The organism is Amycolatopsis speibonae (genome assembly GCF_042647925.1).
GTDB classification, from domain to species: domain Bacteria; phylum Actinomycetota; class Actinomycetes; order Mycobacteriales; family Pseudonocardiaceae; genus Amycolatopsis; species Amycolatopsis speibonae.
In genome coordinates this window covers 113006-137135 of record NZ_JBHRWK010000070.1, presented here as the reverse complement: position 1 = coordinate 137135, position 24130 = coordinate 113006, and the positions used below count along the sequence as shown (strand labels likewise).

At 68.7% G+C, this 24130-nt stretch carries 25 protein-coding genes and 1 pseudogene; 16 read left to right on the top strand and 10 right to left on the bottom strand.

Features of this window, described 5'->3' with window-relative positions; genetic code table 11:
- From ACFOSH_RS35285 to ACFOSH_RS35255, 7 genes and pseudogenes are all read left to right on the top strand, one after another.
- Window positions 1-284: pseudogene (locus ACFOSH_RS35285) on the top strand (hypothetical protein); the annotation flags it as partial.
- Between the two features lie 132 nt (window positions 285-416).
- Window positions 417-1328: an endonuclease domain-containing protein gene (locus ACFOSH_RS35280; RefSeq protein ID WP_378244486.1), complete on the top strand. Its 912-nt coding sequence runs from the start codon at window positions 417-419 to the stop codon at window positions 1326-1328.
- Between the two features lie 115 nt (window positions 1329-1443).
- Window positions 1444-2271, top strand: a complete 828-nt coding sequence (locus ACFOSH_RS35275) for an ABC transporter ATP-binding protein (protein ID WP_449224206.1) — start codon at window positions 1444-1446, stop codon at window positions 2269-2271.
- Window positions 2268-3092, top strand: coding sequence for an ABC transporter permease (locus tag ACFOSH_RS35270; protein ID WP_378244482.1), 825 nt, complete (start codon window positions 2268-2270; stop codon window positions 3090-3092). The genes ACFOSH_RS35275 and ACFOSH_RS35270 overlap by 4 nt, the downstream gene beginning before the upstream one ends.
- Complete coding sequence (locus ACFOSH_RS35265; RefSeq protein WP_378244480.1) at window positions 3089-4249, top strand: sensor histidine kinase; 1161 nt, start codon at window positions 3089-3091, stop codon at window positions 4247-4249. Before ACFOSH_RS35270 ends, ACFOSH_RS35265 begins: the two co-directional genes overlap by 4 nt.
- Window positions 4246-4866 carry a response regulator gene (locus ACFOSH_RS35260; protein WP_378244478.1) on the top strand — a complete coding sequence of 207 codons (621 nt, stop codon included), beginning with the start codon at window positions 4246-4248 and terminating at the stop codon, window positions 4864-4866. Before ACFOSH_RS35265 ends, ACFOSH_RS35260 begins: the two co-directional genes overlap by 4 nt.
- A 14-nt stretch (window positions 4867-4880) precedes the next feature.
- Window positions 4881-6227 (top strand): serine hydrolase domain-containing protein, encoded by a 1347-nt coding sequence (locus ACFOSH_RS35255; protein ID WP_378244476.1) that lies wholly within the window; start codon window positions 4881-4883, stop codon window positions 6225-6227.
- On the opposite strand, the gene ACFOSH_RS35250 is transcribed toward ACFOSH_RS35255, so the two are convergent.
- Window positions 6224-6733, bottom strand: coding sequence for a hypothetical protein (locus ACFOSH_RS35250; RefSeq protein ID WP_378244474.1), 510 nt, complete (start codon window positions 6731-6733; stop codon window positions 6224-6226). The genes ACFOSH_RS35255 and ACFOSH_RS35250 overlap by 4 nt on opposite strands.
- Complete coding sequence (locus ACFOSH_RS35245) at window positions 6733-7050, bottom strand: hypothetical protein (RefSeq protein ID WP_378244472.1); 318 nt, start codon at window positions 7048-7050, stop codon at window positions 6733-6735. The genes ACFOSH_RS35250 and ACFOSH_RS35245 overlap by 1 nt, the downstream gene beginning before the upstream one ends.
- 115 nt (window positions 7051-7165) lie before the next feature.
- Here ACFOSH_RS35245 and serC point away from each other — a divergent pair, with 115 nt between their 5' ends.
- Entirely contained in the window at window positions 7166-8293 is a 1128-nt protein-coding gene (gene serC / locus ACFOSH_RS35240) for a phosphoserine transaminase (protein ID WP_378244470.1), read from the top strand.
- 1 nt (window position 8294) lies between these two features.
- On the opposite strand, the gene ACFOSH_RS35235 is transcribed toward serC, so the two are convergent.
- The 5 genes from ACFOSH_RS35235 to ACFOSH_RS35215 all read right to left on the bottom strand — a co-directional run bounded on the left by ACFOSH_RS35235 (window position 8295) and on the right by ACFOSH_RS35215 (window position 13130).
- Window positions 8295-9494 (bottom strand): glycosyltransferase 87 family protein, encoded by a 1200-nt coding sequence (locus ACFOSH_RS35235; RefSeq protein ID WP_378244468.1) that lies wholly within the window; start codon window positions 9492-9494, stop codon window positions 8295-8297.
- A gap of 93 nt (window positions 9495-9587) precedes the next feature.
- Window positions 9588-10802 (bottom strand): ABC transporter permease, encoded by a 1215-nt coding sequence (locus tag ACFOSH_RS35230; protein WP_378244466.1) that lies wholly within the window; start codon window positions 10800-10802, stop codon window positions 9588-9590.
- Window positions 10799-11485: an ABC transporter ATP-binding protein gene (locus tag ACFOSH_RS35225; protein WP_378244464.1), complete on the bottom strand. Its 687-nt coding sequence runs from the start codon at window positions 11483-11485 to the stop codon at window positions 10799-10801. The genes ACFOSH_RS35230 and ACFOSH_RS35225 overlap by 4 nt, the downstream gene beginning before the upstream one ends.
- Window positions 11482-12582, bottom strand: coding sequence for a peptidoglycan-binding protein (locus ACFOSH_RS35220; RefSeq protein WP_378244462.1), 1101 nt, complete (start codon window positions 12580-12582; stop codon window positions 11482-11484). Before ACFOSH_RS35220 ends, ACFOSH_RS35225 begins: the two co-directional genes overlap by 4 nt.
- Complete coding sequence (locus ACFOSH_RS35215; protein WP_378244460.1) at window positions 12579-13130, bottom strand: hypothetical protein; 552 nt, start codon at window positions 13128-13130, stop codon at window positions 12579-12581. Before ACFOSH_RS35215 ends, ACFOSH_RS35220 begins: the two co-directional genes overlap by 4 nt.
- Before the next feature lie 230 nt (window positions 13131-13360).
- Here ACFOSH_RS35215 and ACFOSH_RS35210 point away from each other — a divergent pair, with 230 nt between their 5' ends.
- The 4 genes from ACFOSH_RS35210 to sepH all read left to right on the top strand — a co-directional run bounded on the left by ACFOSH_RS35210 (window position 13361) and on the right by sepH (window position 18191).
- Complete coding sequence (locus ACFOSH_RS35210; protein WP_378244458.1) at window positions 13361-15166, top strand: alpha-L-fucosidase; 1806 nt, start codon at window positions 13361-13363, stop codon at window positions 15164-15166.
- A gap of 170 nt (window positions 15167-15336) precedes the next feature.
- The gene (locus tag ACFOSH_RS35205; protein ID WP_378244456.1) at window positions 15337-15996 is read left to right on the top strand and encodes a response regulator transcription factor; all 660 of its coding nucleotides are present in this window, start codon (window positions 15337-15339) and stop codon (window positions 15994-15996) included.
- Window positions 15993-17156: an ATP-binding protein gene (locus ACFOSH_RS35200; RefSeq protein ID WP_378244454.1), complete on the top strand. Its 1164-nt coding sequence runs from the start codon at window positions 15993-15995 to the stop codon at window positions 17154-17156. Before ACFOSH_RS35205 ends, ACFOSH_RS35200 begins: the two co-directional genes overlap by 4 nt.
- 189 nt (window positions 17157-17345) lie before the next feature.
- Window positions 17346-18191 carry a septation protein SepH gene (gene sepH / locus ACFOSH_RS35195; protein WP_378244452.1) on the top strand — a complete coding sequence of 282 codons (846 nt, stop codon included), beginning with the start codon at window positions 17346-17348 and terminating at the stop codon, window positions 18189-18191.
- A gap of 36 nt (window positions 18192-18227) precedes the next feature.
- Here sepH and ACFOSH_RS35190 read toward each other — a convergent pair whose 3' ends face one another.
- Entirely contained in the window at window positions 18228-18596 is a 369-nt protein-coding gene (locus ACFOSH_RS35190; protein WP_378244450.1) for an MmcQ/YjbR family DNA-binding protein, read from the bottom strand.
- Window positions 18597-18629: 33 nt separating this feature from the next.
- Between ACFOSH_RS35190 and ACFOSH_RS35185 the strand changes: the two genes are divergently transcribed.
- A complete protein-coding gene (locus tag ACFOSH_RS35185) occupies window positions 18630-19448 on the top strand; it encodes a hypothetical protein (protein ID WP_378244448.1) in 819 nt (272 codons plus the stop codon).
- Here ACFOSH_RS35185 and ACFOSH_RS35180 read toward each other — a convergent pair whose 3' ends face one another.
- Window positions 19449-20066 carry a DUF2537 domain-containing protein gene (locus ACFOSH_RS35180; RefSeq protein ID WP_378244446.1) on the bottom strand — a complete coding sequence of 206 codons (618 nt, stop codon included), beginning with the start codon at window positions 20064-20066 and terminating at the stop codon, window positions 19449-19451. It lies immediately after the preceding gene.
- 27 nt (window positions 20067-20093) lie between these two features.
- Complete coding sequence (locus tag ACFOSH_RS35175; protein ID WP_378244444.1) at window positions 20094-20909, bottom strand: TrmH family RNA methyltransferase; 816 nt, start codon at window positions 20907-20909, stop codon at window positions 20094-20096.
- 216 nt (window positions 20910-21125) lie between these two features.
- Here ACFOSH_RS35175 and ACFOSH_RS35170 point away from each other — a divergent pair, with 216 nt between their 5' ends.
- From ACFOSH_RS35170 to ACFOSH_RS35160, 3 genes are all read left to right on the top strand, one after another.
- Window positions 21126-22625 (top strand): glutamate-cysteine ligase family protein, encoded by a 1500-nt coding sequence (locus ACFOSH_RS35170; RefSeq protein WP_378244442.1) that lies wholly within the window; start codon window positions 21126-21128, stop codon window positions 22623-22625.
- Between the two features lie 24 nt (window positions 22626-22649).
- A complete protein-coding gene (locus ACFOSH_RS35165; protein ID WP_378244440.1) occupies window positions 22650-23243 on the top strand; it encodes a TetR/AcrR family transcriptional regulator in 594 nt (197 codons plus the stop codon).
- 73 nt (window positions 23244-23316) lie between these two features.
- Window positions 23317-23985, top strand: coding sequence for a biliverdin-producing heme oxygenase (locus ACFOSH_RS35160; protein WP_378244438.1), 669 nt, complete (start codon window positions 23317-23319; stop codon window positions 23983-23985).
- Window positions 23986-24130: the final 145 nt, after the last annotated feature.

Here is a 24130-nt window from a genome sequence, read left to right as displayed (position 1 = left end):
CGGCGCCTGGCTCATCGGAACCCTACGCGCCACCACACGAACCAGCCCAGTCCGCCACCTCTCCCTCACCCCAGCCGCCTGACCAGAGAAAACCAACAGCATCGCAGTACGTCTCGAAAGCCCAGTCGGCGGGCCATGTCCGCGACGACCTCGCGGCAAGTGACCTGGCCGACGCCATCCTGGCCCTGTCGGACGGCTTCGCGAACCGGATGCTCACGTCGACCGACCCAGCCGCCCTCTTGCCCTCCCTCGAAACCTCCGTACGCACCCTGCTGACTCCCTGACGCCCCCGCAATTAGTCACCTACTTGCGCCGGGTCGCGCGGGTTATGCACAGGCGAGGGCAAATGTGGACAAGTAGGCAGAAGTTGATCTTGAAACGGCGGACGCGACAGCGCCGGATGCCATTGTCGAATCATGTCCAGAACCCACTACCCGGAAGTCGCCGACTTCTCCGGTCCCTTCCTTGGCAGCCACGCCATCAGCGAAGGTGATCTCACCCGTTCACAGCTCCGGTCCGGGCCGTACAACCGGCTGTTCCAGAACGTCTACGTCCCGATCCGCATACCGCAGGATCACGTACTCCGGTGCAAGGCGGCGATCCTCGCCGCACCGGCGAGCGCGGTATTGACCGGCTGTTCGGCCGCGACCGTGCGCGGCTTTCCTTTCGCGCTCGACGGCGATCCTGTCGAGTTCGTCATACCCGAAGAAGAAGGGTTCCATTTTCAGCGCGGGATGCATTTGAAACGATCCAGGCTGATCGGCGAAGATTTCGAGCCGTGGCGAGACGGCCGCATCGCGACCCCACCGCGCATGACCATGGACATCCTGGCCAACACCCGGCTCCATCGCTCGTTCCCCAGGGTCGTCGGTCTGCTCGATGCGCTGCTCCACGCCGGATTCATCGAGCGCGAGCAGCTGGAAAGATACTTCGAGCACCGTCACGATCATGGCATCGTGCGGGCGAGAAAGGCGCTGGCACTCTCCGACGGGAGAGCCGAGTCCATTCCCGAATCCGAGGTCCGGACCTGGTTGCGGATTCACGACATCGAGGCGGAGCCACAGGTGGAGGTCTACCGCGGCAGGCGCTTCCTGGGACGGCTCGACCTCGCGATCAGGGAAGCGAAACTCGCCATCGAGTACGACGGCGCTTGGCACCTCGAAGGAGAGCAACCTCTCCTGGACGCCGAGCGGCGAGCACTCATGGAAGCCGACGGCTGGAAGTTCGTCGTGATCACGAAAGAGGAGCTCTACGGCGATCCGCAGGGCATGGTCGCCCGGGTGAGGAACGCGCTCCGTTCGAGACCCGGCACCACCGCAAGTAGGTGACTAATTGCGGGAGAGGTGACACCGGTGTCCATCGATCGGTTGACAGCCGGGTTCAGTCCTGCGGACGTCCCGCGCACCCCCTTCCGCCCAGCACGATCGACGTATGAACACAGCGGTGAAAGTGCGCGGCCTGCGTAAGGAGTACCCGGGCCACACGGCCGTCGAGGGCATCGACCTCGACATCGAGCAGGGTGAGGTGTTCGCGCTGCTCGGCCCCAACGGCGCGGGCAAGACGACGACGGTCGAGATCCTGGAGGGCCACCGCAGGCGGACGTCCGGCGAGGTCGACGTCCTCGGCGAGGACCCCGGGACCGCCGGCCGGGCCTGGCGGGCACGGCTGGGGATCGTGCTGCAGACGGCCAACGACGCCGCCGAGCTCACCGTCGCCGAGACAGTCCGGCACTACGCCCGTTACTACCCGAATCCCCGTGACGCCGAAGAAGTGATCGAGAAGGTCGGCCTGACCGAGAAGGCCCGCGCCCGCGTCAAAAGCCTTTCCGGCGGACAACGGCGCCGCGTGGACGTCGCGCTCGGGATCATCGGGCGGCCTGAGCTGGTCTTCCTCGACGAGCCCACGACCGGGTTCGACCCGGCGGCCCGGCGCCAGTTCTGGGACCTGATCAGGAGTCTCGCACAGGAAGGCACCACGATCCTGCTCACCACGCACTACCTGGACGAGGCCGAGGCGCTGGCCGATCGCGTCGCGGTCATCACGCGTGGCGCGATCGTCGCCGAAGGGACACCGCAGACGCTGGGCGGCCGGGCGACGGCGGAGGCCACCGTCCGCTGGGCCGACGCCCGCGGCAGCCACCAGGAACGCACCCACTTCCCGGCGAAGCTCATCCGCGAGCTCTCCGCCGACGGCCACGAGCCGTCGGAGCTGACCGTCCACCGGCCCACCCTCGAAGAGACCTACCTCGACTTGATCGGAGAAGCCCGATGACGACGCTGACCCACCCGGGCAACCTCCCCGGAACCCTGTCGCTCGGCCTCATCCGGGGCTCCGCCGAACTCAAGCAGTTCTTCCGCATCAGGGAACAGGTGATCTTCACCTTCGCTTTCCCGTCCCTGCTCATGGTCCTGCTCGGCTCGATGCTGAACTCCTCGATGCCCGGTATGGCGATCACCACCGGCCAGGTGCTCGCGGCGGGCATGATCGGGTCCGGCATCGTGTCGACGTCGTTCAACAGCATCGGCATCGGCCTCGCGTCGGACCGTGAGGCCGGGGCGCTCAAACGCCTGCGCGGCACGCCGATGCCCGCCGCCTCCTACTTCATCGGCAAGATCATCCTGGTCGGCTTCACCAGCATCGCCCAGGTGGTGCTGATGTCGATCGTCGGCAGCCTGCTGTTCGACCTCGAACTGCCCACCGACCCGATGAAATTGCTGACGGCGGTGTGGGTCTTCGTGCTCGGTGTCACCAGCTGCACGCTGCTGGGCATCGCGCTCAGTTCGGTGACGAAGTCGGTCAGCGGCGCGGTCGCGGTGACCAACCTGATCTACATCGCGCTGCAGTTCATCTCCGGCGTCTTCGTCACACCGATCAGCAACCTGCCGAAGGTTATGGTCACTATCGCCTCCTTCTTCCCGGTGAAATGGATCTGCCAGGGCTTCCGCTCGGTGTTCCTGCCGGCTGAGGCGGCGACACAGGAGATGGCGGGGACATGGGAACTTCCGATGGTGGCGCTGGTGCTGACGGCGTGGTGCGTGGCGGGGCTGCTGCTGGCGAAGCTGACGTTCCGCTGGTCGAACGAAGGCAAGTGAACGCCTGGGAGCGGTTCTTCTGGCTCGGCGAGGTCCTCTTCGCGATCGCCTTCGCCGCGACGGTGGCGCTGGTGCTCGTCGAAGACGGGACGACCACTGACAAAACGGTCGCCGTTCTGTGCATCGCCGGCCTCGGGGTGACCTATCTCGGCCAAGGACGCCGCCTCATCAAGAACCGGGACCGCGAGGGCACGCCGTGGCTGTTCACCGGGATCATGATGCTCCTGGTGACCGGCGCCGTCTTCGCCTCCACCACGTCGAGTTTCATCCTGTTCCTGGTCTGCCCGGTGCTCTACATGACGCTGACGACGAAGCCGGCGTCGATCCTCACCACGATCGCGGTCCTGCTGGGCCCGGTTGCCTCGATCGCCAGGGGCGGCCTCGACCAGCCGGCCTTGCGCATCCTGGTGCCGATGACGGCGATCCTGATCATCTTCAGCCTCCTGGCCGGGCGCTACACCAGCGAGATCATCGATCAGAGCAAGGGCAGGGCCGCGCTGATCGAACAGCTGGAAGCCAGTCAGGCGGAGGTCTCCCGGCTCTCGCGGGAGGCGGGGACGGCCGCCGAACGCGAGCGCATGGCCCGCGAGATCCACGACACGCTCGCGCAGGGTTTCACCAGCATCGTCACCCTCACCCAGGCCATCGAGTCCGAAATGGACACCGATCCGAAGGCCGCCCGGCGTCACCTGGAACTGGCGGCGCGGACGGCGCGGGAGAACCTGACCGAGGCACGGGCGATGGTCGCGGCGCAGGGGCCGTCGGCGCTGGCCTCCGATTCGCTGGAGGATGCCTTGCGGCGGCAGGTCGAGCGGCTGACCGAGGAGGCCGGGATCGAGACGTCGATCGAGATCGACGGCCCGCTGCCCGCGCTGCCGATGGCCGCCGAGGTCGTCCTGCTGCGCGGGGCACAGGAGGCACTGAGCAACATCCGCAAACATTCCCGCGCCACCAGGGTCTCACTCCGGCTGTCCGTTGTGGACGGACGTGCCCGGCTCGGCGTGACCGACGACGGAGCCGGATTCGACCCCGGCGCGCCCACCGGCGGCTTCGGCCTGGCGGGGATGCGGGCACGAGCGGATCAGGTGGGTGGCATCGTGACTTGCACGAGCGAACCCGGTGCGGGGACGACACTGGAACTGGAGGTGCCCGCGTGATCACGATCATGCTGGTCGACGATCACCCCGTGGTGCGGGAAGGCCTGCGCGGCATGCTGGAGGCCGAGCCGGATCTGAGCGTCATCGGGGAAGCGGGCTCCGGGGACGAAGCCGTCGCGCTGAGCCGGATCAAGCAGCCGGACGTGATCCTGATGGATCTGCGGATGCCCGGTCTCGACGGCGTCGGCGCGACCAGGAAGATCCTCGCCGACCGTCCGAGCCAGCGAGTCGTCGTGCTCACCACCTACGAGACGGACGCGGACATCCTTCGCGCTGTCGAGGCGGGAGCCAGCGGCTACCTGCTGAAGGATGCTTCGCGCACGGAGCTGGCCGGAGCGATCAGAGCGGCTTCACGCGGCGAGACGGTCTTGGCGCCTTCGGTCGCCGGGAAGCTGGTGAACCGGGTGCGCAACCCGACGGCGTCGCCGCTGTCGGCGCGTGAGATCGAGGTACTCCGTCTGGTGGCACAGGGGAGCACGAACGCCGGCATCGGGCGCGCGCTCCACATCAGCGAGGCGACGGTCAAGACCCACCTGCTGCGCGTGTTCGGGAAACTGGATGTTTCGGACCGGACGGCCGCTGTGACCACCGCTATGCGACTGGGCCTGCTCGGGTAGGCAGAATGCTGGTCATGCTTGCCACGACCGAAATGGCGCTGCTTCGCCGCCTCGCGCACGAGCAATCCTCGTGCCGCGCCCCGTCCCTTGTCGCCGCCGTCGTCCGTGACGGTGAACTCGTCTGGTCCGGAGGGCGCGGACGCGTCGACGGTGAGACACCCGGCGCCGACACGCAGTACCGGCTCGGCTCGATCACCAAGACACTCGTCGCGACGGCCGTCATGCGCCTGCGTGACGAGGGCAAGCTCGACCTCAACGACCCGCTCGAACGGCACCTGCCGGGCACCGCGTTCGGCTCGGCCACCATCGCGCAGCTGCTCTCGCACACCTCGGGCCTGACCGCGGAATCGCCCGGTTCCTGGTGGGAGCGCACGGTGGGCGCCGACTGGGACGCGCTCGTCGAGAGTCTCAAGGACGGCGCGACGCGGCTGCGGCCGGGCAGCAAGTTCCACTACAGCAACGTCGGCTACGGCGTGCTCGGCGAGCTGGTCGCCCGGCACCGCGGGCAGTCGTGGCTCGACGTCGTCCGCGCCGAGATCCTCGGCCCGCTCGGCATGACCCGGACCTCGCCGCATCCGGAAGGCGCGCACGCGAGCGGGTTCGCCGTGCACCCGTTCGCCGACCTCCTCATGCCGGAGCCGTCGCCGGACGCGGGCGCGATGGCGCCTGCCGGGCAGTTGTGGTCGACGATCACCGACCTCGCCCGCTGGACGGCGTTCCTCGGCGGCCACACCGGCGGCGTACTGAGCGAGCAGACCGTCGCGGAAATGCGCGAAATGGTCACCGTGGACGACGGCGACGCCTGGACCACCGGATTCGGTCTCGGCGTCATGCTGGTCCGCACGGAGGGCAGGCGGCTGGCCGGGCACACCGGGTCGATGCCGGGCTTCCTCGCCTGCTCCCTGGTCGACGCGAACGCCGGCATCGGCGCTCTCGTGCTGACCAACTCGACGGCGGGCGTCGGCATCACGCAGCTCTGCCTCGACCTGATGAACCTGACCGAACAGCACGAGCCGTCGATGCCCACCGAGTGGCTTCCGTCCACTGTGGACCCGAAGCTGCTGGAGCTGACCGGGCTGTGGCACTGGGGCCCGACGCCGTATCACCTGCGGCTGCTCCCGGACGGCCTGTTCTCGCTCGCGCCGTCCGACGGCCCCGGCCGCGCGTCGCGGTTCGCTCCGGTCGGCGAAGACACCTGGGTCGGCCTCGACGCCTACTACGCGGGCGAAACGCTGCGGATCGGGCGGGACTCGGCGGGGAAGCCGAACCACCTCGACCTCGCGACGTTCATCTTCTCGCGGACGCCGTTCGATCCGGCCGCGCCCATCCCGGGCGGCGTCGACCCCGACGGCTGGCGCTAGCGGAAGCGGAAGGCGGCGGTCGTGAACTCACGACCGCCGGCCGCGCACACCAGGGCATCGCCGTAGTGGGCGTCGCCGACGACCCACATCCGGCGCTGTCCGCGCAGCGACCCGGCGAGTTCGTCAGGACAGTGCTCGATGACGAACTTCGCCGGGTGGCCGTCGAGGACGGCCCACCCGCGCGTGGCCTCGGCATCCGGATCCAGCGTGGCGGTGGCCAGCGTCCATGGTCCGAACACGACGTCGAGAACGCCTTGACGACGCCGGATCGTGAGCCGCAGCGCCGTCCACCACTGGCGGATCCGCGGCTGGGAGATCTCCCCCGGGAGGTCGCCGTGCACCCAGCGCGGCAGGCCGGGGACGAACACGAGCACCAGCGTCGCCACGAAACCGACGATCGCGCCGATGGTGGCCGTGTCGCCCCAGTCGCCGAAGATCCAGTGCACGACGAACACGAGGAAGTACAGGAACAGGAAGCCCCAGCGCGGGCTCCACGGATCGGGCATCAAACGGCCGGGGTGTGCCCGACGGCCGCGCCGACGCCCTCGATGAACTTCTTCGCGATGCGCTTGCCCTCGCCCCAGTCGACGAAGCCGAACTTGAGGCTCGTCTGGATCGCCAGCCCCGAGCCCTCCGGTGTCCGCTCGACCTTCACGGTGACCGTCTGCCCGTAGCTGAACAAGCCCATGCTGGTCGAGAAGGTGACATAGCCCGCGGCCGCGTCGTAGTAAGGGTTCTTCCCCTTGACCGCGGTGACCCCGCTCTGGAGGGCCTGCCACAGAGCCTCGGGAGGCAGGGGGAATCGTTGGTGCACGTTAGCCATGAGGCGAGAAGCTACCCGGCGGTCGGCATCGATGGGAGGGAGATCCCAGATCCCACATACCGGACACGCGGCACCGACTGTCAGCAGGCCCGTCCCGACCTGAGAGACTGGGCACATGACCGACGCACCTGAGTTGACCCTCCCCGCGGACCTGAAGCCTGCCGATGGCCGCTTCGGCTGCGGACCGTCCAAGGTCCGTGACGAACAGCTCGCCAACCTGGCGAAATCCGGTGCCACCTACCTCGGCACCTCGCACCGGCAGAAGCCGGTGAAGTCCCTCGTCGGCCGCGTGCGCGCCGGTCTGTCTGAATTGTTCTCCCTGCCCGAAGGCTACGAAGTGGTCCTCGGCAACGGCGGGACGACCGCATTCTGGGACGCCGCCGCGTTCGGGCTCGTGCGGGAACGCTCGCAGCACTTCACCTACGGCGAGTTCTCCTCGAAGTTCGCCACGGTGACCAAGGGCGCCCCGTTCCTCGCCGACCCGATCGTCGTCAAGGCCGACCCGGGCAGCGCGCCCGAGATCGCCTACGAAGCCGGTGCCGACCTGGTCGGCTGGGCGCACAACGAGACCTCGACCGGTGTCGCGGTGCCGGTCCGCCGCCCCGAAGGCAGTGACGGCGCGCTCGTCGCGATCGACGCCACCTCCGGCGCGGGCGGTCTGCCGGTCAAGGCCGAGGACTTCGACGTCTACTACTTCGCGCCCCAGAAGTCCTTCGCCTCCGACGGTGGCCTCTGGATCGCGCTGGCCTCGCCCGCCGCTGTCGAGCGCATCGGCGAGATCGGCGCGAGCGACCGCTGGATCCCCGAGTTCCTGTCGCTGACCACGGCGCTCGACAACTCCCGCAAGGACCAGACGTACAACACCCCGGCGGTGTCGACGCTGTTCCTGCTGGCCGACCAGATCGAGTGGATGAACTCCAACGGCGGTCTCGAGTGGACCACCGCGCGCACCCGCGACTCGTCGACCCGGCTGTACGAATGGGCCGAGAAGACCTCGTACACGACGCCGTTCGTCAGCGACCCGTCACTGCGCTCGCAGGTCGTCGGCACCGTCGACTTCGCCGACGAGGTGGACGCCGCCGCGGTGGCGAAGGTGCTGCGCGCCAACGGGATCGTCGACACCGAGCCGTACCGGAAGCTGGGCCGCAACCAGCTGCGCGTCGGCCTGTTCCCGGCCATCGACCCGGACGACATCACGAAGCTGACCCAGAGCATCGAGTACGTCGTCGAGCGCCTCGGCTGAGCTAGCTTTCCGTGAAGGCCTCCTTCCCTACCTTGAGCGTAGGGAAGGAGGCCTTCACGGATTTATGGAAGATCGCGGCCAGCGCCAGGAGCAGAAGGCCGTACAGGACAAAGGATTCCGTCGCCAGCCACCAGCCGAAGCTCCCGGCGGGCCGCGGCGCGAGCCACATCGGCGCGATCACGAACAGCGCCGCGGTGACGACAGCGAGCGCGTACGAAACGACCGACCGCCGCCAGATCAGCAGCACGAGGATCGGTACGCACCAGATCCAGTGGTGTGTCCAGGTCACCGGCGAGACCAGCAGGCCGCCGATCGCGCAGGTGGTCAGCGCGAACACCGGTTCCGCGACGCGCACGATCACGAACGCGGTCAGCGCGACCACCGCGACCGCGGCGAGCATCCAGACGATCTCCTCGGCCGAGCCGAGCCCGAACCGCGCGAGCATCCCGCGCAGCGACTGGTTGCCGACGTAGCCGCGATCGCCGATGCGGCTGGTGTCGAAGAGGACGTTCGTCCAGAACTTCGCCGACGCGCCGGGCGCGACCGCGAACATCAGCAGACCCGCACCGAGGAATCCGGCGACGACCCGGGCCGAGGAGCGGAAGTCCTTGCGGAACAAGAAGAACAGGATGAAGAACGCCGGGGTCAGCTTGATCGCCGCGGCGACGCCGATCAACAGTCCCTTCGTGCGGGCGCGGCCCGGCAGCAGGGCGTCGAGCACGACCATCAGCATCAGCAGGGTGTTGATCTGGCCGAAGCCGAGCGTCGAGCGGACAGGCTCCATGATCCCGCCGGCGGCCTGTGCCCCGATCGCCGCCAGTACGGCGATCGCGCGACCCCGTACCGCGGAACGGTCGGTGAGCGAGCCGTTGAGCGTCGCGACGAAGAGGTACACGACGATCCCGCCCGCGATGATCGACGCGAGCCCGAGCAGTCTCGTCGCGAGTGCCGTGGACAGCAGCGTGCCGGGCGTGAACACCGCCGCCGCGAACGGCGTGTAGGTGAAGGGCAGCCAGCCCCCGTGGGTCTGCACCCACGTGCCGTACGGATCGCCGGAGTCCAGGAGCAGCCGGGAGCCGCCGACGTAGACCTCGAGGTCCTGGCCGTCGAACACCTTCATCGTGAACAGCACGCCGACCACGACGACTTCGAGCGCGATCAGCGCCCCCGCGAGTTTCCGCCCCGACAATCCCACCAGCACCCGGCGAGGCTACCCACCGCTACCTCGCAATTCGGCACCTGGTTGCGGTAGTACGCGATGCGCACTTTCGCAACCAGGTGCCGAATTGCATGGTCAGGCGAGGGCCTGGGTCGGTGGGAGCCGGGCCGCGCGCATCGCCGGATAGGCACCGGCGACGGCACCGACCAGCGCCGAGACCCCGACCCCGCCGAGCAGGGCGCCGACGGGGAGCACCGCAGGCCAGCCCTGGCTCAGCGCGTATCCGGACGTCACGAGGACGCCGACCAGCACCCCGGCGATCCCGCCGAGCCCCGACAACAGCACCGACTCGGCCAAGAACTGGCCTCTCACCTGCCGTTTCGTCGCCCCGAGCGCGCGGCGGAGGCCGATCTCCCGGCGCCGCTCCAGCACCGAGATCACCATCGTGTTGGCCACCCCGACGCCGCCGACCAGCAACGCCACCCCGCCGAGCCCGAGGAACAGCGCGCTGTAGGTGTTCTCCGTCAGCTTCTGCGCCTCCAGCGCCTCCGACGGACGACGCACCTCGACCTCGTTCGGCGCCTCCGGGTTCATCGTCTGCGCGAGCACCGATCGGACGTTCTCGACCTGCGCGTCCTTCGCCCGCACGTACACGTTGGTCGGATGCCCCTTGAAGCCGAGCAGCCGCACAGCCGCGTCCCAGCCGACCAGCGCCGAGCGCTCGATCTCGGGCGCCAGCGGCGTCGGCCCGAGGATCCCGCCCACGGTGAACCACTTGCCGCCGATGAACACCTGCGGCGGTTTCGCCTGGTCGATGTGGTCGATCCCGAGCCGTGCGGCCGCGACCGAACCCAGCACGACGACCGGGTAGTCACGGGTCGCGCCCCGCAGGAACCGGCCGTCGCGAACGGCGCCGCCGATGACGTCGAGCAGCTCCGGCGTCGCCGCGAAGACCGACAGTCCGGACGTCTCGTCCTTGTCGATCTTGTCCGTCCGCCGGACGGACGCCCCGGTGGCGCCGGTCGCGGACGCCGCCGTCACCGGGGCGATCCGCTTCGCCATCGGCACCGCGCTGTCGGGCAAGGTCGCGTCGCTGCCGAACATCGTCTTGCCCGGCCCCGCCGAAAGCAGGTTGGTGCCGAGCGCGGCCAGCTGGTCTTGCAACGCCTTCGCGCCCGACGCCGGGATCGCGAGCACCGCCACCATCGCGGCGATCCCGATCCCGATGCCGAGCGCGGACAGCACCGCGCGCATCGGCCGCGTCCGCATCCCGTGCGCGCCGAGGGTCAGCACGTCACGCGGGCCGAGCCGGGCCGGATCCGGCGTCCTGTCGAGCACGGGCGCGCTCACACCAGCACCCCCGTCCCGGTGTCGAGCCGGATCCGGCCGTCCCGCAGCTCGATCCGCCGCGGGATGCCCGCCGCGATCTCCCGGTCGTGCGTGATGATCACGACCGTCGTCCCCTGCGAACTCAACGTGGCGAGCAGGTTGAGGATCGCCGCGCCGTTGCCCGTGTCGAGGTTCCCCGTCGGCTCGTCGGCCAGCAGGATCGACGGCGAGTTGACGACCGCCCTCGCGATCGCCACCCGCTGCCGTTCCCCGCCGGAGAGCTCGCTCGGGAAATGACTCGCCCGATGCGCGAGGCCGACCCTGTCGAGCGCGGCCAGCGCCCGCTCGTGCCGTTTCCGCCGCGGCACCCCCGCGTACAGCAGCCCCGTCGCGACGTTGTCGACCGCGCTCACCCCCTCACTGAGGAAGAACTGCTGGAACACGAAGCCGATCCACCGCGACCGCAACGCGGAAAGCTTGCGGTCGGGCAGTTTCGCCACGTCGTGCCCGCGCAGTTCGATGACACCGTTGGTCGGCCGGTCCAGCGTGCCCATCAGCTGCAGGAGCGTGGACTTGCCGGAACCGGACGGCCCGAGGATGGCGACCATCTCCCTGTCCTCGATGGACAGGGTCACTTCGTGCAGGGCGCGCACGCCGCCGGGATAGGTGCGCGAGGCGTTGCGCACGGCCAGCACCGGGGTCATGACGTCGTCACCACCCGCATCCCGGCGGCGAGGCCGGTGCCGGTGACTTCGACGCGGCCACCGGAGAACAGACCGGTCTTCACCGCGACGAGGCGCCGTTTGCCGCCTTCGTCGACCTCGACGGCGTAGCCGCCCTCGGCGAGCGCGAGCAGCGCCCCGACCGGGACCGCCAGCACTCCACTGTGGACTTCCTTGGTGAACCGCACCGAGACCGGCGTCGAATCGAGCGACCCCGCCGCGGCCGGATCGTCCAGCTTGATCTTGACCTTGATCTTCGGTTTGCCGTCGTCCTGCCCGGCGCCGTCCTTGCCGTTCTCGGCGACCTTGCCGACCTCGGTGATCACGCCGTCGGTGGACTTGCCGCCGGTGATGTCGACCCCGACCTTGTCCCCCGCCTTGGCGATGGCCTGCTTGGCGGCGTCGAGCTTGACCTCGACGAGACGCTCGGTGCCGGTGTACTTCAGCAGGTCGCCGCCGCCGGGACCGCCGAGCTGCGCGGCGAGCTGCGAAACCCGGATCTCGCCCGGCGCGAGGACGACGTCGCCCTGGCCGAAGGCACCGGTCTGCTCGACCCCCAGCGACTTCTGCCACTTCTTGATCGCGGCGGCGGTGGCCGAGGTGAACTTCTTGTCGGGCGTGCCGAACCCGCCGAAACCGAGCGCCTTCAGGTTCTCTTCCAGCTGCTTGACGTCCGGTCCGTCCGTGGCCCCGTCCGCGAGGTCACGGAAGAACGGCAGCGTGCCGTAGAACAACGAGACCGGTTTGGCGTCGACGCCGTAGACCGCCTTGCCGCGCGTGAGCACGGCGCCCGGGTCCGGCAGGGACGTGATGGTGCCCTGTTTCCGGCCGGCGAGGGCGTTTTCCGCGCCGTAGCCGAGTGTTCCGTTCGCCTCTTCCTCCTCCTGCAGGTCGGCCTTCTCGACCTTCGCGGTCTCGACCGGCGGCGGTGCCTGCCCGACCTGCTGCGCCTCCGACGTGACCCTGGTCAGCACGACCACCGACATCGTCCCGGCCACGACGACGAGGACCGCCGCGATGATGAACCAGCGCGCCCGGCGCGAACGCCGGGCGCCGCCGGGTCCTTCGTGTCCGCTCATTTCGCCGGGGCCGCCCTCATGCTCATGCCGAGACCACAGGCCTTCGCCGCTTCTTCGAACTTCTTCGGGTCGCCGCCCGCGTCACCCAGCGCGATGGCGGCGCCGCCCTTGCCCGCGGGCTCGGGGTCCGGGAAGTCGATGCCGTGGTCGCGCATGCACTTGGCTTCCTTGCGCATCTTGTCGAGTTCTTCCGGCGTGGGCGGCTTGATCTCGCCGCCGTTCGGTAGCAGCTTGCGGCACGCCTCGTCCGCGACCTTCATCTTGTTCTCGTCGAGCCGGGCGTCGCCCGCGTCGATGGAGATGGTGCCCTGCGAGTCACCGTTGGTCTTGGGATCCGGCATGTTGATCCCGTGTTCGCGCATGCACTTCGCGAAGTTGCGCATCTTGTCCTCATCGGACACGTTGTCGGCCTGTTTCCCGTCGCCCGCACCGGCGGCTGGCGGCGACGAGATCGAGGCGACCTTGTCGCCGCCGTCCCCGCCACCACCGCAGCCGGCCAGCGCGAGGACCGCTCCGGCGATCAGTACCGCCATCGGTCGTTTCCGCATCGCTGCTCCTTCGGTCGTCTTGGCGACCCGATTTCTACGGAGGCGGCGATTCCGGCGCGGTAAGCGAAGTCGCTTATGCAGCGCTTACCGTCCCAGTCAGCGGAACAGAGATCGGATGTATCCAGCCTCTTTCCGGGTGAACTAGCGACCTGACGCGCCTTTCGGAGGTTCACATCGGATCTCTGGCTTCTTAGAGTCCTCGACGTCCACACCTCAGCGAGGAGGAGTGCATGAATCGCCGCAAGCCACTCCGGGCCCTGGCGGCCCTCGTCATCGCGACCACCGCACTGGGCGTCCTGCCCGCTGCCACGGAGGCCGCGCCACTCCCGTCGGATCATGCCTACGACGACCCGTTCACCGCCGACCGGACGCGCTGGTGGCGCGACGACCGGTTCGGCCAGTTCATCCATTTCGGCGCGTACTCCCAGCTGCAGGGGAAGTACATCCGCCCTGATGGAAGCGTTTGCCAGGACGCCGAATGGATCCAGCGGAACTGTCAGATCCCGCGTGCCGAATACGAACAGATGGCCGCGAAGTTCAACCCGTCCGGCTTCGACGCGAACGCCATCGCGCAGACCGCCAAGGACGCCGGGCAGAAGTACGTGGTGATCACCTCGAAACACCACGAGGGTTACGCGATGTGGCCGACGAAGGTCAACAAATTCAACCTCCGCGACCATTCGTCGTTCGACAAGAACCGCGACATCCTCGCCGAACTGAAACGCGCCACGGCCGCGCGGGACGTCAAACTCGGCTTCTACTACTCGATCTGGGATTGGCACGATCCCGACTTCCCGGATCCGGCGACGTTCCCGAAGTACAAGGAGCGGATGTACGCCCAGCTCAAGGAACTCGTCGACAACTACCACCCGGCGGTGCTGTGGTTCGACGGCGAATGGAGCACCGACCGGCCGAACAATCCTTGGTCCGAAAAGGACGGCGAGGAGCTGGAGGCCTACGTCCGGAGCCTCGATCCGTCCATTGTGGTCAACAACCGCGTCGGCAAACGCCGGGTGGTCGACGGCGACACGGGAACGCCCGAACAGGAGATCCCGGACAAACCTGTCGACGGGCAGCTGTGGGAATCGTGCATGACCCTCAACGGCAGCTGGGGCTACACCGAATGGGACCACAACTGGAAGTCCGCGGCGGATCTGACCAGGAAACTGCTCTCGATCGCCGGCCGCAGCGGCAATTTCCTGCTCAACGTCGGCCCCGATCGCAACGGCCGGGTGCCGCAGGAATCCGTCGACAGGCTGAAGCAGATGGGACAGTGGCTGCGGACGGCCAAGCAGTCCTCCGCCGTCTACGGTGCGGGCGCGCCGGGCCTCGTCGCGGAACCTCAGTGGGGCGTGGTCAGCAGGCGTGACAACAAGCTTTACGCGTCGGTGTTCGATTGGCCCGCTTCGGGCGGTTCACTGACACTCGACGCATTGGCGCCATTCCGAGTCCGCGACGCGCGGGTGCTCGGTAGCGGACAACGCGTGAAGGTCGAGCAGACGTCCGGAAGCGTGAAACTCACGCCGTCGGGCGGCCGGACGAACGACGTCGCGACCGTCATCGAGCTGAGCGTCGACCCCCTGCCGCAGGCACCCGCCGGACGCGGCACCGGGCTGACCGCCGAGTACTGGCCGAACGCGGACTTCACCGGGACGCCGTCGGTGCGCCGGGTCGAGCCGGGCGTGAACCACAACTGGAAGTTCACCGGCTCCCCCGACGCGAAGATCCCGGCGGAGAGCTTCTCGTCGCGCTGGAGTGGCCGGGTCACCGCGCGGGACACCGGGAAGTACACGTTCACCACGGTTTCGGACGACACCGTGCGACTGTGGGTCGACGGGAAACTCCTGATCGACAACACCACACCGCACGGGCCGAGTATCGACAAAGCGACTCTGGACCTGGTCGCCGGGAGGTCGTACGCGATCCGGCTCGAACAGACCGAACGCGGCGGTGAGGCGTCGATGAAACTGCTGTGGTCCAGTCCGAACACTCGCCAGCAGGTGATCCCGGCGCGGCAGTTGCACCCGGCCGGATAACGGCGTGCTTGGAGCCGGAGCTCGCATGTCTCCAGCCGTAACTCGCGTGCTTGGAGCCGGATCACATGAGTTCCGGCTCCAAGCACGCGAGTTCCGGCTCCAAGCACGCCACCCGGTCGGCTGATCCACGCTTATCCCGCGCTTACCCCCCTCCGGGGCAGACTGGCCCGGTGAGAGTGCTGGTAGTGGAAGACGAGCGGCTCCTGGCGGACACGATCGCCGAGGGCCTGCGACGGTTCTCCATGGCCGTCGACGTCTGCTACGACGGCGCGCAGGCCCTGGACCGGGTGGGGGTGCACGGCTACGACGTCGTCGTGCTCGACAGGGACCTCCCCGTCGTGCACGGCGACGAGGTCTGCGCCGCGGTACTGAAGACGGGCGGCGAGGCGCGGGTCCTGATGTTGACGGCCGCCGCCGACGTCAACGACCGGGTCGCCGGGCTCGGCCTCGGCGCCGACGACTACCTGACGAAGCCGTTCGCGTTCGCCGAACTCGTCGCGAGGGTGCAGGCGCTGTCGCGGCGCGCGCGGCCTGCGCTGCCGCCGGTGCTGGAGCGCGGTGGTGTCGTCCTCGACCTGCCCCGGCACCAGGCGTCGCGTGACGGCCGGTTCCTTCCCTTGTCCCCCAAGGAATTCGCGGTACTGGAGGTGTTGATGCGCGCCGAAGGGACCGTGGTCAGCGCGGAAGAACTGCTGGAGAAGGCGTGGGACGAGCACGCCGACCCGTTCACGAACGCCGTCCGGGTGGCGATGATGACGTTGCGGCGCAAACTCGGCGAACCGCCGCTGATCGAGACCGTGCCCGGCGCCGGGTACCGGTTCGGGTCGTGAAACCGCTCCGGCTCTCCGTCCGCACCAAGCTGACGGCGCTCTACGGCGGGGCGTTCCTGATCGTCGGCCTCGCGTTGCTGATCGTCAACTACCTTTTGGTGAGTTCGAAGCTGCCGGACACGGCCGCCTTCGCCGACACCGCCGCGGGCATCTCGGTCCAGCGTGCCGAGGCGTACCCGATGGACACGGCGACCATCATGCCCGTCGAGCGCGCCCAGGCGACGCAGCTGGTCGCGACCTCGATCACCGAATACCGCTCGGACGTCCTGTCGACGCTGCTGTGGCAATCGCTGGTGGCGCTGACGATCGCCGGCGCGCTCGCGGTGCTGCTCGGCTGGCTGATGGCGAGCCGCGTGCTGCGGCCGCTGCACGCGATCACCTCCACCGCGCGGAAACTCGAAGTGGAGAACCTCGACCGCCGGATCGACCTCGACGGCCCCGACGACGAACTCAAGGAACTCGCGGACACCTTCGACGGCATGCTCGACAGGCTCGCCGTGTCGTTCGACAGCCAGAAACGCTTCGTCGCCAACGCCTCCCACGAGCTCCGGACCCCCCTCGCCGTGCAGCGCACGCTGGTCGAGGTGGCGATGGCCGATCCCGACGTCAGCCCGGAGGTCCGGAAACTCGGCGAACACCTGATCTACACCAACGAACGCAGCGAACGGATGATCGAGGGCCTGCTCGTGCTCGCCCGCAGCGATCGCGGCCTGGCCGCGCGCAGCCCTGTGCGGCTGGACGAGGTCGCGGCGACGGTGATCCGGTCGGCGTCGGCGATGGCCGAGGAAGCGGGCGTCACGGTGGAGTCGCGGCTGCGGCCGCGGACGGTGTCCGGCGACCCCGTGCTGCTGGAACGGCTGGTCACGAACCTCGTGCACAACGCCATCACCTACAACCGCAAGGGCGGCTGGATCCACATCGACGTCGGCGGCGATCCGGCGCTGGTGGTGCGCAACACCGGTCCGCAGGTGCCGTTGGACGCCGTGCCCGCGCTGTTCGAGCCGTTCCGGCGGCTCTCGGGCGACCGGACCGGGGACTCGCGCAACGCCGGGCTCGGGCTGTCGATCGTCCGGTCCATCGCGACGGCGCACGCCGGTACAGCGGGCGCGGAACCCGGCGGCCGGGGCGGCGGACTGGTCGTCCGGGTGCGGCTGCCTTAGATTCCCCCGATCGTGACGGTGTGTGTCCGGCGAGTCACTCTGCGAGCCGCAGATTGCTCCAGCAGAATGCACTTGCGGTCATGAACAAAATAGTGAGCAGGACACATGACATCGGCGCGCCTCACACGTCAAGGCGACGCGCCGTTTTAACGTGGACACCCACAAAGGTGAAGAATCGGGGAGGCGAGAATGCGAGCGCTACGGGTGGTCGGGCTGCACGAGGACGGTAAATCCGTCGTGTGCGAAGACCCGGCGAGCCGCACGCGCTTCCTGCTCCCCGCGGACGAGAGGTTGCGAGCGGCGGCGAGGGGTGACATCACCCGCCTCGGCCAGATCGAGATCGAGTTGGAGAGCCAAATGCGGCCACGCGAGATCCAGGCACGAATCCGGGCCGGTGAGTCCGTGGAGCAGGTCGCGAGCAGCGCTGGCGTCACGGTGCAGCGCGTCGAGCGGTTCGCGTACCCGGTCCTGCTCGAGCGTTCGCGCACCGCCGAACTGGCCCAGCGCGCGCACCCGATCCGCGAAGACGGCCCCGACGTGCAGACGCTCGGCGAGGTCATGGCGCACTCGTTCGGTCTCCGCGGCCACGACTACAGCCAAGCGACCTGGGATTCCTGGCGCGGCGACGACGGCAAGTGGGTCGTCGTGCTGAGCTGGAAGGCAGGCCGTTCGGACAACCGCGCGCACTGGTCGTTCGCGCCCGGCGCGCACGGCGGCACCGTGCAGGCGCTCGACGAAAACGCCGAAGTCCTGCTCAACCCCAACGCCTACCGCGCCCCGCGCACGGTCCGGGCGCTGGACCCGGCCAAGGAGCCGGCCGTCCAGCCCACCCTCGACAGTGCTCCGGACGAGCCGATCGCGAAAGTGATCGACGCGCCGATCGCGGAGCCCGGAAAAGATGTCGAACCACCGCTTCCGGCTGACGAGCCGGAGGAAGTGGCCGAACCCGCTCCACGGGCGAAGGGGAAGAAGAACCACCCCATCGTTCCATCCTGGGAAGACGTCCTCTTGGGCGTCCGATCGCAACGAGGTTGAATTCGCACGTAATGGCCCCTTCCGGTGGAGGGGCCATTACGTGCGTCCGGGGACCTGCGCGATCAGGAACTTCGGCGCGACGAGGCAATACGCGTCGGTGACTATCCGTTCGATCTCGGCCCAGTCGACGTCGACGTCCAGCCGGACCCCGATCCAGCCACTGTGCCCGACGTACGGCGGCCGGAAGAACCGCTCCGGCTCGGCGCCCACCAGCTCTTCCTGCGCGCCGGACGGCGCCGGGCACCAGAAGGCGACCTTGTCGTCGTGATGGTGGTGGTCGGCGTACTTGACGAACGTCTTCTTGCCGCGGACGAACCACGCCGGCTCGCCGTGACTGAGGCGCTCGGTGGCCTCCGGCAGCGCGAGGCACAGCCGTCTGAGTGAAATGAGCGGATCACCGGCCATGGATCTCAGTATCCTCGTGCCGGGGGGATACGCATGCACGATCGGTACACCCGCACCGTCCGGTTGCGTTTCGAGGTGTTCACCGGGGCGCCGTACGCCCACGTGTCGCCGATGCACTGGCAGATCGACCCGGCGAGTGTGCGCGGGATCGCCCGGGACCGCGGCTACCTGGAAATCCAGCCGATGCACCAGGGCTGCCTCAGTTTCCGGCACGCGCCGCACCAGATCCCTTCGGCACCCCTCTTCGACGGCCCCGACAGGCCGGGCAAGGACCGGGAACGCTGGCTGCTCAACCATCTCGGCGGCGCGGACCGGCTCTGGGTCAGCCTCAAGCACGCGAACCTCTCCGCCCGGCGTGTCGTGGAAGTCGCCGAAACGGAGGGGTTCCGGGTCGCCGCGCAGTTCGTCGATCGGAACGACCGGGTCCTCCTGCTCAGCCGTGATCCCTCCCCACCGCGGCTCCCCTTGCCGGCGCCGGCGGGGCCCGGGTTCCGCTACGCCTGGCTGAACTACATCGCGCCGGTGCTGGTCTTCGTCCTGCTCGCCATCGCGGCGATCTTCGTGGGAGGGCCGAACGAATTCGAAGACCCGCTTTCCTCACTGCTGTTCCTGGCGGCGGTCGTCTGCGCCATCCCTGCCGCTTTCACCACCAGCCTGTTCCCGCGCACCAGCCGTATCGGCTGGCTCGCACGGGAATTCGACGGCAGCCCCCGGGTGGAGTTCGCGCTGCGGTCCTATCAGATCTCCGCGGACCTGGTCATGCAGATAGCCGGGTATCACGGCTATCTGTTTTACGGGCAAAGGGCGACGCAGGCGGGCGGGCCGATCCTCCAGTTCCGCAAACGCGTCTGACTAGAAGACGACGATCAGCACGCCGATCCACGCGATCACGATCCCCACGGCCGCGCCGAAGGACGCCCACCGCACGATCGGCACCCGCCGCGCCAGCCACAGCGACGGCGCGATCCCGGCTGTCACGACGGCGGACGCGAGCAGCGCCAGCCAGCCGTTGGTCTCGCGCGCGAGGGTGTTCGCGAGCGCCAGCATCGCCACGACGACCACGGCCGCGACGAACGCGGAGATGGTCAGCCCGGTCAACCACGGGGTCGGTTCCCCGGCGGGATCCGGTGCGCCGAAAAGCCGCCGCGCGAGTTCGCTGCGGGGCGTGGGGGCGGGCGGGTCGATGATGACGCCGTCACCGGAGACGGGGTCGACGAACCGGACCGAGGTGCCCATCGTGGCGGCGACCCGCTGGGCAAGCTGGCGGCCTCGCTGGGAAACCACGGACACGGCCTCGGTGCCGGGGTCGCCGGGGTGGGCGGCGCCGACGGCGGACGCGACGCGCGCCCACTCGTGCAGCGCCTGGGCGAGGTCCGAACCGATCGCGAGTGAGTGCGGGTCCACCTCGCGCGCGCTTTCGCCGCCCGGCCCGGCCAGCACCGCGCGTCCCTCACGGATCCGCAATTCCATGGGTTCTCCTCGTGATCGCTCGGGTGCTCACGATAGCGGTGGACGCGTCTCGTAGAACGCGATCGCGCCCGCCGTGGCGACATTCAGCGAATCGACGCCCTCCGGCATCGGGATCCGCACCGCGATGTCGGCGGCGGCGATGGCCTCGCCGGTCAGGCCGGGGCCTTCGGCACCCAGCATCAGCGCGACCTTCTCCGGTGTTTGATCCCGTAACTGGCGCAGCGAAACGGAATCCGCACGAGGAGTGAGGGCCGCGATACGAAAACCGCGTTCCCGCAGCAGTTCCAGGTCGCCGGGCCACGAGCCGAACGTGGCGAACGGGACGCGCAGCACGTGCCCCATCGAAACGCGGACGCTGCGCCGGTACAGCGGATCCGAGCATCCGGCGCCGAGCAGGACCCCGTCGACGCCGAGCGCGGCCGCGTTGCGGAACAGCGAGCCGAGGTTCTCGTGGTCACCGACGCCTTCGAGCACCGCGAGCACGCGGGCGCCGTCGATGACGTCTTCGACCGTCGACGGTGGGACGGGCCGGTCGGCGACGGCCAGGATGCCGCGATTCAGGTGGAATCCGACCACGTCGGCCATCGTCGAGGCCGAGGTCACATAGCCGGGGACGTCGACGCGGTCCAGGTCGTCGCCCAATTCGTGGAACCGCCGTTCCACGCCGAGGAGGGCACGGACCGGATACCGGGACCTGAGAAGACGTTCGACCACGACGGTGCCTTCGGCGATCACAAAGCCACGCCCGCCCGGCCTGTCGGGCCGCCGATCGGCTGTGGACAAGTCGCGGAAGTCGTCGAGCCGCGGGTCGCCGGAGTCGTCGATGGTGATCAATTCAGCCACCAGGAGAGTGTGTCATCCACCCACTGCGGGCCGTTTGCGTCCGAACGTCCACGGGGAGGTGGTACGAACGGGCGTATTTTGCTGTAAGTTAACCCCTGGTGACAGAGAGCACCAGTTTGGCCGCTAGCCGGGCGACAGCGATGCGTGAAACCGTTGGGCCGCCTGGCAGTCCCGCCTGGATCCCGCGGAGCGTGGCCAATGAGGAGCTCGACGAACATGGGTAAGAATCTTTCGGCGGACCCCTGTGAACCGCAAGATCGCGGACGTTATCGCCGAAAGGTCCAGCGTTGTCTCGACACGTTGGCCCGCATGCTCACCGACGGGAGCTTTTCCTTCCCCCGCAAGAACATCGGGCTCGAAGTCGAACTCAATCTCGTGGACGCCGAGCTGCGCCCGTCGATGACGAACACGACGGTGCTGGAGGCGTTGAACGATCCGTCGTTCACCACCGAACTCGGCCAGCACAACCTGGAACTCAACGTGCCGCCACGGCCGCTGGCCGGCGAGTCCGCGCTGCAACTGGAGGACGACCTCCGCGCGTATCTGGGCGCCGCCGCGCGCAAGGCCGAGGAATCCGGCGCTTCGCTGGCGATGATCGGCATCCTTCCGACGCTGCGGCACGAGCACTTCGACCAGAAGTGGCTCACCAACAACGCGCGGTATTCGCTGCTCAACGACCGGATCTTCGCCGCGCGCGGCGAGCGCACGGTGCTCTCGATGGAGGGCGCGCCCCTGCCCGGCAGACAACCCGAGCGGCTGCGCAGCTACTCCGAATCGATCCTCCCCGAGGCCGCCTGCACCTCGGTCCAGCTGCATCTGCAGGTCGCGCCGGAGGAGTTCGCGGCGCATTGGAACGCGGCGCAGGCGCTGGCCGGGGTCCAGATCGCGGTCGGCGCGAACTCGCCGTTCCTGCTCGGCAAGACCCTCTGGCACGAGACGCGGATCCCGCTGTTCCTGCAGGCCACGGACACCCGCCCGGAGGAGTTGAAGAACCAGGGCGTGCGGCCGAGGGTGTGGTTCGGCGAGCGCTGGATCACGTCGATCTTCGACCTGTTCGAGGAGAACGTCCGGTATTTTCCCGGCCTGTTGCCCGAGACCGACCGGGAAGACCCGATCGAAGCGCTCGACTCCGGCCAGGCCCCGAAACTCACCGAACTGCGGATGCACAACGGCACCGTCTGGCGCTGGAACCGGCCGGTCTACGACGTCGTCGACGGCATGCCGCATCTGCGGGTGGAGAACCGGGTGCTGCCCGCCGGCCCGACCGTCATCGACATGGTCGCGAACGCGGCCTTCTTCTACGGCGCTCAAAGGGCTCTCGCCGAAGCCGACCGTCCAGTGTGGACACAGATGTCGTTCCAGGCGGCCGAGGAGAACATGTACGCGGGGGCGCGCCGGGGTTTCGACGCGCAGCTGTACTGGCCGGGTATCGGCTGGATCCCGCCGGACGAGCTGGTGCTCCGGGTCCTGCTGCCGCTGGCACACGAGGGGTTACGCCGATCGGATGTTTCGGACGAGGCGAGAGAGCGCTATCTGGGCGTCATCGAGCAGCGGTGTCTCACCAGGCGGACCGGCTCGGCGTGGCAGCGGGAGTACGTCCTGCGCGCGGAGGAGCGCGGCGCCGAGCGGGAAACCGCGCTGAACCGGATGCTGGGCCGATACCTGGAGCTGTCGGCGACCGACACGCCGGTGCACACCTGGCCACTGGAGGCCTAAGGTTCCCTTCCAGGGAGGTGGCTCGTGCCCAAGATCATCGGCCGGTCGCTGGAGGAGCACCGGCGCGAGGTCCGCAGCAGGGTGTTCGACGTCCTGCGCGGGCAGCTGTACGAGCGCGGGTTCGACGCGGTCACGCTCGCGGGTGTCGCCGCCGAAGCGGGCCTCGGCCGGACGGCGATGTACAACCACTTCCCCGACAAGGAAAGCCTGCTGGTCGCCTTTGTCGAGGACGAGGCGACGAGGTACGTCGAACGGCTGACCGCGGCCGTCGCGACCGCCGACACCCCGGTCGCGAAGCTCTCGACGTTCGTCCGGCTGCAACTGCGGGTGCTGGCCGAGTACCACCTGCCGCCGGGGACCGCGCTCGCGTCGGCGCTGGCTCCCGCGGCGTACCGGCGGATCAGCGCGCACGCCGACCCCATCACCGGCCAGCTGCGCGAGATCCTCGCCGAGGGGGTGCCGGAGGAGGACCCCGACGTGCTGATCCCGATGATCACCGCCGCGCTGGGCAGCCGTCAGGTGGTCGACGTACCACCCGAACGGCTGGACGACGCGATCGAGGGAGCCGTCCGTTTCGTGCTCAGAGCGGTCGGAATGGCGGAAAACCCCGAAGATTAGGGTAGCCTAACCCGCAGTTGTGCCTTACGATCTTTCTGACAGCATGTCAGATCGATGCTTGGAGGCTCTGTCCATGCCGGTGACCACCGACGTCGAATCCGGGCCGTTCTCCGCGAACCTGCGCGCCTCCACCATGGCCGCCCACGAGCGGGCCAACCACTCCGAGTACATGAACGCGCTGCTCGGCGGCGAGCTCTCGCTCGAGGGGTACACCCGGCTGGCCATCCAGTACTACTTCATCTACCAGGCCATCGAGCGCGCCGCCGACAAGCTGGCGCAGGACCCGGTGGCGGGCAAGTTCGTCTTCGAGGAGCTGCGGCGGCTGCCGAGCCTCGAACGCGACCTCGAACACCTCATCGGCCCGAAGTGGCGCGAGACCGTCCGCCCGCTGCCCTCGACAGAGCGCTACGCGCGGCGCGTGGCCGAGGCGTCGGACTGGTCCGGCGGGTTCGTCGCCCACCACTACACCCGCTACCTCGGCGACATCGCCGGCGGCCAGGTCATCCGGCGGCTGCTGGAGCGCAAGTACGCCGTGAGCGAGGCGGGCTCGCTGTTCTACCACTTCGACCAGCTGGGCAGCGCGCCCAAGTTCCGGGACAACTACCGCGAACAGCTGAACTCGGCGCCGTGGAGCGAGGACGAACGCGCGCGGCTGATCGCGGAGGCGATCACGGCCTTCGAGTGCAACATCGCGGTCTTCGACGAGCTGGCGAGCGAGCTGGACTCGTACCGGGCCGCCTGATCTCGGCCGGCGCACCGTCCGGCAAGTGTCATGAAAGGGTCGTTCAGGACGGTTTTCGTCCTGAACGACCCTTTCATGACATCCCGGGTGGCGAGGTAGGGCTGACCCCACCCCGCGATCGGCGGCCCACCGGATCCCTTCACCC

Bases quoted from the DNA above. Each gene is read 5' to 3' on its own strand.
- ACFOSH_RS35210 (WP_378244458.1), top strand. From the start codon at position 13,361: ATGAATCGCCGCAAGCCACTCCGGGCCCTGGCGGCCCTCGTCATCGCG.
- ACFOSH_RS35225 (WP_378244464.1), bottom strand. From the start codon at position 11,485: ATGACCCCGGTGCTGGCCGTGCGCAACGCCTCGCGCACCTATCCCGGC.
- sepH (WP_378244452.1), top strand. From the start codon at position 17,346: ATGCGAGCGCTACGGGTGGTCGGGCTGCACGAGGACGGTAAATCCGTC.
- ACFOSH_RS35280 (WP_378244486.1), top strand. From the start codon at position 417: ATGTCCAGAACCCACTACCCGGAAGTCGCCGACTTCTCCGGTCCCTTC.
- ACFOSH_RS35220 (WP_378244462.1), bottom strand. From the start codon at position 12,582: ATGAGCGGACACGAAGGACCCGGCGGCGCCCGGCGTTCGCGCCGGGCG.
- ACFOSH_RS35270 (WP_378244482.1), top strand. From the start codon at position 2,268: ATGACGACGCTGACCCACCCGGGCAACCTCCCCGGAACCCTGTCGCTC.
- serC (WP_378244470.1), top strand. From the start codon at position 7,166: ATGACCGACGCACCTGAGTTGACCCTCCCCGCGGACCTGAAGCCTGCC.
- ACFOSH_RS35170 (WP_378244442.1), top strand. From the start codon at position 21,126: ATGGGTAAGAATCTTTCGGCGGACCCCTGTGAACCGCAAGATCGCGGA.
- ACFOSH_RS35215 (WP_378244460.1), bottom strand. From the start codon at position 13,130: ATGCGGAAACGACCGATGGCGGTACTGATCGCCGGAGCGGTCCTCGCG.
- ACFOSH_RS35255 (WP_378244476.1), top strand. From the start codon at position 4,881: ATGCTTGCCACGACCGAAATGGCGCTGCTTCGCCGCCTCGCGCACGAG.
- ACFOSH_RS35180 (WP_378244446.1), bottom strand. From the start codon at position 20,066: ATGGAATTGCGGATCCGTGAGGGACGCGCGGTGCTGGCCGGGCCGGGC.
- ACFOSH_RS35250 (WP_378244474.1), bottom strand. From the start codon at position 6,733: ATGCCCGATCCGTGGAGCCCGCGCTGGGGCTTCCTGTTCCTGTACTTC.
- ACFOSH_RS35185 (WP_378244448.1), top strand. From the start codon at position 18,630: ATGCACGATCGGTACACCCGCACCGTCCGGTTGCGTTTCGAGGTGTTC.
- ACFOSH_RS35245 (WP_378244472.1), bottom strand. From the start codon at position 7,050: ATGGCTAACGTGCACCAACGATTCCCCCTGCCTCCCGAGGCTCTGTGG.
- ACFOSH_RS35160 (WP_378244438.1), top strand. From the start codon at position 23,317: ATGCCGGTGACCACCGACGTCGAATCCGGGCCGTTCTCCGCGAACCTG.
- ACFOSH_RS35190 (WP_378244450.1), bottom strand. From the start codon at position 18,596: ATGGCCGGTGATCCGCTCATTTCACTCAGACGGCTGTGCCTCGCGCTG.